The sequence below is a fragment of the Dolichospermum sp. UHCC 0259 genome (assembly GCF_009711935.1).
GTDB lineage: Bacteria > Cyanobacteriota > Cyanobacteriia > Cyanobacteriales > Nostocaceae > Dolichospermum.
Genome location: NZ_VIKX01000266.1, coordinates 1 through 7,168, shown reverse-complemented (window position 1 = coordinate 7,168; position 7,168 = coordinate 1). Strand labels below are relative to the sequence as shown.

The following is a 7,168-nucleotide window of genomic DNA, read 5'->3' as shown; positions in this document are numbered from 1 at the left end:
CCTACTTCTACCTACCCTATAAACTCTCGAAAGTGGGGGGAGAGTGAAAAACTACCTAGCAATCTGTTAACAGCATTAAGTATTGCCAAAGATATTGAAGTGCAATTAGATTTTCATCAACAACTATGGCTGATAGATTACCTGCAATATTGCTGGAAGGAATTTCTCTGTGATCACAATTGGCTGTTGAAACTGGAAGATGCCAAAAACTCTCTGTTAAAAATGGCCTCTCCCCGATTGGTATGGGAAGTTTTGCTGTTTCCTGACTAACACCAAAAACTACATTTTCAACGCAATCTGTCTAAACATAATCAAAGATACCAAAAACGTTTTTGGATAAAAGGATTGCGCTATGCGCTCTTGTGGTGAACTAAATCAAGCAAAAAACCATGAGTGCCATTATCAATAATTACCGTCAATTGGATGTAGCTTTTCTCCTGCTCAATGAATTGACAACAAAACTCCGCACGGCTGGAGCAAGAATCTCAGTTAGAAAAGTGGGAAATTTCCACAGAATTACAGTTTTGAAAGAACCCACTGTAGCCACTATTGAGCAAATTCTTGGTGGCACAAGCGGGGAAACAGAAACGCCTCACCTCAGCAGTAATGATGCGATTACTTCACCCACTGAAAGCACTCCGTTACCAGATGATGCTTTTAGTGAAGCTGGTAGTAATACATTACTTACCGTAAACGAAGAAATTGAGGATAACTCAGTAGTTGAGGCGATCGCTTTACCTGAATCACCTGAATCTATTACACCACCAGATGATACTCCTAGTAAAGATGGTGCTAATACAGTACCTAACATAAACGAAAAAATTGAGGATAGCTCAGTCCCGGAAGTGATCGCTTTACCAACATCATCTGAATCTAATTCCTCAACAGATGATACTCCTAGTGAAGATGGTGCTAATACAGTGCCTACCTTAAACGAAGATATTGAGGATAACTCAGTAGTGGATGCGATCGCTCTACCAGAATCATGTGAATCTATTACACCACCAGATGAAACTCCTAGTGAAGCTAGTAGCGATACTGTAACTGTGGTGAGTGAAGATATTGATCATAGCAGTGACAGCAATGATATTATTCCCTGCGACACAGCAGAACTAATCACCGATTCAACTGATTCTCCTACACCTGATCACTCTTCCTCAGAAGTAACAAATATTCCCGATTCTCCAGAATTAGCAAGTTTGGAAGATTTACAAACACTAACTCTAAAAAGACTAAAGGAGTTAGCCAAATTGCACAAAATCCCTGGTTTCTCTCGCATGAAAGAAGAGAAATTAGTAACCAAATTGCATGGTTTAGCAACCAAAGAACAAATTTTGTAATACTCATCAACCTCAAATCTCTAGCAGATTTGGGGTTATTTTTTACGCAGTTTTTCCCAATACAACCAGTAATAAATGCGCTAGGCGCAATCAGGTTTGATACTGGGCTGTATCCAATAAAGCCTCAAATCAGCCTGTAGCAAATCATTCGTTTAGTTGCATAACCGAGAATGCGCTATCGCGCTAATACCGTGAAAAACATTGATTACCCAAGGAAAATAATATGACTCAGCAATACATCAATAAAGTTGATTTAGTTGGTCGCGTTGGTCAAACACCTGATGTTCGCTATTTTGAATCAGGTGCAATGAAAACATCCTTGACCCTTGCTGTCAAACCTCCCTACAGAAGTGAAAATCCCCTCTGGTTTGATTTAGAACTTTGGGGAAATATTGCTCAAGTTGCAGCAGACTGGGTTCAAAAGGGTTCAACTATTGGGATCACTGGTGAAATAGTCTTTGACAGATGGATAGATAAAAACACCAACGAATCCAGACAAAAACCCATCATTCGTGTCAGCAATCTAGAACTGATCAGTTCTGCTCAACGTAAGGACTCGAATGAAACCAGTGAAGACCAAGATTCAATAATTAACGCCAACTTCTAGAAAACTAACCACATCCCGCAGCATAACTTTTGTCTGTGGGATGTTGTGGTTGAAAAGCGCAAAGCGCAATTTTAATGAACAATTGACAATTTCATCACAAGGAATAGACCATGATTAACTCAACCCAAACCATTCGACTGCTCAGTATTGATGAAGCTTTTGATAGTCAAGGTGTAAAAATTGTCTATGGTGAATGTGTTTTCTCCTACTATTCAAAAGATGGCGTAGTGCAAGACACAATTCCCTACAGAACCAAAGGAGCAGCCGCAGTTTCCATTGCTGAATCAGGAATTAATGCTACTGGTATCGCTATGGGCTATTTAGATATTAACGTAGTGGATAGCGGTAAGGGATATAAAGAAAAGAAAACTGCCTTGGTTATCCGCACTTTCATCTGCACTACCACTGGTAATCGGAATCCTATACCAACTGCTACACCTGTTGTTCAAGCAACTCCACAGGAAAATACTCAACAGTTAGTTGGTGCTGGTGTAGCTACAGCATCTAACAACGGACATTCTCGGAATACTAATATTTCTCACATTCCCTTTTAAGGATCTTACTTCTGGCTTGCTGCCAGAGGTATTTTTTTTCTATGGGCAGATAATTTTTTTCACTTATCAGTGCTAGGCTATGACTTCAATGATAGATGTAGGAACTGTTATTTTTTTAACCCATAATTTGAGCAATAGTCTACAGGTTGCAGCAACAGAGAAAATTTCTGTTTCAAGATTCGGTTAATTCTCATATATTGATATATGATGCAAATGAATAAATATTAGACTTGTTAGGAAGTAGATGGTGAAAATCCCTGAAATGCTTTCCGGTAAAGGAATTAAAGGATTTTAAGGGTTATTACCCAACGACTCTAATATATTCTTAAATCATATATCAATATATGATGTAGAAAATCCGATATATGATACTCAAATAGCATCAAAAAAATAGTCATGCAAATTAGATTAGCTGTAATAAGTAATGCCGGAGGAAGTGGTAAGACAACCCTTTCTGTCCATCTAGCTCATGCTCTGGCAAAACGCAGGTATAACGTAGCACTGTTTGACCTTGACCCGCAAGGGTCACTGACACTGTTTTGTGGTTTAAATCAACCAGAACCAGAACATACTTTAGCTGCTGTCCTCAAAGAGAATTTTGATGGTAACTGGCCGCTGACACCGTGCTGGAGTGAACACACCGATAAAGTAGTTATTTGTCAGGGTGGTATGGTTCTCACCCAAACAGCAGATGAATTAGTTTTACACAAACGAGGAGCTTATTTATTAAGCGATCGCTTAACTGACTATCCTCTAGAACATGATTTGATGATCTTTGATTGTCCAGCTACCCTGGGTCCATTACCTTTAATGGCACTAGCAGCCAGTACACACATAATTATCCCTGTCCAGCTAGAGCCAAAATCAATTCAAGGAGCGGCTCATTTACTGGAATGGTATTACTACCATTGCAAGCATTTACGCTTAAAACCCACACCAGAAATTCTCGGCTTTGTTCCCAACCAATACGATGCTCGACGTGCAGCACATAGACAAATGTTGGCTGCATTACCATCTCAGTTAGAGCAGATGAATATCCATGCTTTTTCAGAAATTCGGGATAGTGCTGAATTTGTTAACGCCAGTGGACAAGGATTACCATTAGCTATTCACCGCCCCAGTCATCAAGCAAAGGATGACTTTAAAGAAATTGCCTCAAAATTAGCAGCTTTGATTGGCAGCAAGAGTAAAGAAAGCGTCAAAGTTTAACTAATCTGTCGCACCCAAAAGTTGTACCTTTTTGATTTTGGCTACAAGTTTTAAATCCTCTCCCCTGTTCAATCATTGTCTTAATGTGCAAATTAAATCTGTGCTAACTTATGACCACCCACAAATCTCCTGACCTCACAAACTATTTTTCAGGCGCAAAGCAATCCCAACAATTATCAGAAGCTGAGGCAGAAATTCAACGCCTAAAAGCCGAAATAGAAGAACTTCGCTCTCAAGGATCAAGTGAGTTAGAAACACAGCTACAAACTCTCAGGGCGCAACTTCAGTCACAATCCGGTATCCAATCTATTTCTTTAGAAAAAATTCAAGCCAACCCAGAGCAACCGAGACAAACATTTTTATCAGAAAGTATTGAGTCTATGTCTCGTTCTCTGGTATCAGATGGACAACTAGAACCAATTATTTTAATTCAACGGGAACACTTAGTTATCTTTGATGGTGAACGACGTTGGCGCAGTGCTAAAAACTTGGGTTGGGAAAATCTGCAAGCTGTGATTATTCCTGAACCTGATGCTTTGCACCGTAAAGCTTTAATTACTTCTTTACATCGGGAAGACCTCAATCCTCTGGATAAAGCTGAAGCCATTGTGCGGGAGTTGGCAATTAATACTGGTTTAGAACCTCAAGATATTCCCCGTATTCTCTCAACGGTAGTACGACGGTTGAATGCACAAAAACGAATGAATTCTGTTGTTGGACTGATTACGGTAACACCGGAAGAACAACAACAAGGTTTAGCTATTTTGGACTTAGATGAACGCGAAGCGGCAATTTTCACTGTACTTTTAGATTTACAACTCAATCCCGCTTCTATTGATGCCAATATTTTTCCGATGCTTTCTTTGGCGGAAGACTTGAAAGCTGCAATTAGGTCTTCTGGTCTTAAAGGTGTTCATGCCATAGCGTTACAAAAACTGTCAACGAAAAATTTGGGAGTGCCAGAATTAGAAGCAGAAGAAATTAGAACCCATATCACCCAAAAGGTGTTAGCAGAAAAATTATCTGTGCAAAAAACACGGCAATTAGTAACTGAAGCGATCGCTTCACAAAGTACCGACGCTGAAAAAATCGAAAAACAAGTTAAACCAATGACTACGGCAACACGCTCTTTGTATAAAGTTTCTGGGGACGCGCTGAAGAAAGTTGAGGTTTCTCAATTAATGGAGTTTCAGGAAGTCCTTCGCAAGAAACTGGCAGAGATTGAAGAAGTGATACAGGAAAAAGCTGTCAACGATAATAAGGTTTAAAATGTCAACATTTCTGCCAAAAATGGTAGTATGAGGCGATATATTATCGCTCCGTCATGAACAATAGTCCTGCCAGCATAAAAGTTTTATTCCTGGGATTTAATCCCAAAGGTTACGTAGGTATTGATATAAACCAAGAAGTTAATGCCATTAGAAGAGTGCTAAAGAAATCTAGGATAGCAGTGGACTTTGATCACTTTGTAAATTTGGAATTTGAGGAATTGCGATCAGAAGTATCAGATTCTAAAGCAGATATCATTCATTTTTCTTGTCATGGTGATGATGAAAACATCATCATCTGTGATGAGAAAGGTGAAGATGTAGAAGTTCCTAGAGAAATTTTACATCGTCTGTTGGAAGGTAAAAATACTCAAAATATTAAGTGTATTGTACTGAATGCTTGTAATTCAAAAGATAATGCTCAGGTTTTACGTAAGACATTATACTTGGACTATGCTATTGGCATGAATGGCAACATTTCTGATGCAACGGCAACTTCATTTTCCGCAGCGTTTTATAGAGCTTTAGGTAATGGAGAATCTATAAAAAAATCTTTTTGGTGTGCTATGGATCGGATGAGTCTGGATAAGAAGTTGGATTGTAACATACCCTTATTAATAGATAGTGATGAATGTTATGTAACACGAAATGAAGAACAAGAGCTTTTTGATGCAATCAAGACACAAATTCTCATTCGCGTAAAAGGAGATAAGAAGATAGGAAAATCAACACTTATAAATCATGTTACTAAAAAATTATCCCCTAATAAGTATCGAATAGTAAGCTTGTATATACCAGATAGTTATAGTAAGGAAAAGGAAAATGTTGACGATGAAAGCCTGTTCTTAAAATGGTTTTGTGAAGAAATAGCTCAACAATTAAATTTGCCTGATTATTGTTGGGAAGGAAATGGAGAAGATTTCCTAGAATATACACCAGCTAGGCAATGTAATACTCAATTTGAAAAATATTTTCTACCCTCGCCAAACAGTACAATTCTAATTATACATTTAAAGAATTTTGATAAAATTTATGATAAACGTAATGTTTTTGAATGTCTTCATGGTTTGTTCATTGGTTGGGCGAAGAAAAATGAAAATTCGGATCCAATATGGAGTGGATTTCGATTTATTTTAGAACACCGCGACCAGACATACCCTGAAAACTATCAGGGAGGGTCAATTTTATGGTCTACGGGGAAGGCAATTGAATTAAAATATTTTAATACAAAAGAAGTACAATCTTTATTGGAGAAATTTGAATTACCAACAGAGCTAAATGATCATCTAATGGAACATTTAAACGGACATCCTTATTTAGTAAATTTAACTCTTGAACATTTCAGAAAGATCCAAGAGAAACAAGCAGATAGTTTAAAAAACATAGACATAGCACAGATTACACAAATAAGTGAATATTTGTCGTCGTATGTAGAAATATTAAAAAATAATTCAAAATTAAAAAAAGTATTCCAGGATATCCTTTCAGAATCTAAATCAGAAGGAAAAATTGATTCCGAAGTTAAGCAACTATTGCGTCTAGGGTTAATTATTTCCGTCGGTGATATAAAAAAGCCTAGTTGCAAGTTATACACTGAATACTTCAGGATGAAAATTCCGCCAGACATACCCCCAAATGGTTTATGGGAGTTAATTAAACGTATAATTAAATTGAACCATAAGTAAAGAAACATCGAATAGGACTGCTATATTAGGATAATATAGCGGTTATGGGTTGGATGCAATACAATCGAGGGCGCAGACCCTGCGCCCCTACGAGATTTGCGATTGGCCGACTGTATCTCACTCAAGTGCATACCGCTATAAAATTACAAACAATGTATTTATTGTATTGGCTTGTAAAATAGTAGAAGGTTTGTCAGAACCAGATAAGAGCTATCCAACAGATGATATTGAAGGAGAATACAAGATGAATAACGAATCTTATTATAAAGTAGGCGGACCTTTGTCAGAAAAAGATAGAAGTTATGTAAAAAGGCAAGCAGATAATGACATTATTAACCTGGTAAAAAAAGGTGAACACTGTTATATTCTTAACAGTAATCAAACGGGAAAAACAAGCTTACTACAACATACTAGTAAGAAATTGCAAGAAGAATTTGCTTGTATTATCACCAGGGCTATTTCATTCTAAAAGAGAGGATAAAATGGTAGAGATATCTAGGCATCT

7 protein-coding genes and 1 pseudogene are annotated in these 7,168 nt (G+C 37.7%); all 8 read left to right on the top strand.

Annotation, left to right across the window (positions count from 1 at the left end):
* Positions 1–270, top strand: a pseudogene (locus tag FJR05_RS22540) (hypothetical protein); the annotation flags it as partial.
* Positions 271–389: 119 nt separating this feature from the next.
* The gene (locus FJR05_RS22535) at positions 390–1,340 is read left to right on the top strand and encodes a hypothetical protein (RefSeq protein ID WP_168646179.1); all 951 of its coding nucleotides are present in this window, start codon (positions 390–392) and stop codon (positions 1,338–1,340) included.
* A 223-nt stretch (positions 1,341–1,563) separates the two neighbouring features.
* Positions 1,564–1,947 (top strand): single-stranded DNA-binding protein, encoded by a 384-nt coding sequence (ssb, locus tag FJR05_RS22530; RefSeq protein WP_016953802.1) that lies wholly within the window; start codon positions 1,564–1,566, stop codon positions 1,945–1,947.
* A gap of 110 nt (positions 1,948–2,057) precedes the next feature.
* Complete coding sequence (locus FJR05_RS22525) at positions 2,058–2,501, top strand: hypothetical protein (RefSeq protein ID WP_168646178.1); 444 nt, start codon at positions 2,058–2,060, stop codon at positions 2,499–2,501.
* A 396-nt stretch (positions 2,502–2,897) separates the two neighbouring features.
* The gene (locus tag FJR05_RS22520; protein ID WP_168646177.1) at positions 2,898–3,710 is read left to right on the top strand and encodes a ParA family protein; all 813 of its coding nucleotides are present in this window, start codon (positions 2,898–2,900) and stop codon (positions 3,708–3,710) included.
* A 110-nt stretch (positions 3,711–3,820) separates the two neighbouring features.
* Positions 3,821–4,978, top strand: coding sequence for a ParB/RepB/Spo0J family partition protein (locus FJR05_RS22515; RefSeq protein ID WP_168646176.1), 1,158 nt, complete (start codon positions 3,821–3,823; stop codon positions 4,976–4,978).
* A 56-nt stretch (positions 4,979–5,034) separates the two neighbouring features.
* Complete coding sequence (locus tag FJR05_RS22510) at positions 5,035–6,663, top strand: AAA-like domain-containing protein (protein ID WP_168646175.1); 1,629 nt, start codon at positions 5,035–5,037, stop codon at positions 6,661–6,663.
* A gap of 49 nt (positions 6,664–6,712) precedes the next feature.
* Positions 6,713–7,132: a hypothetical protein gene (locus tag FJR05_RS22505; protein WP_168646174.1), complete on the top strand. Its 420-nt coding sequence runs from the start codon at positions 6,713–6,715 to the stop codon at positions 7,130–7,132.
* Positions 7,133–7,168 lie beyond the last annotated feature (36 nt).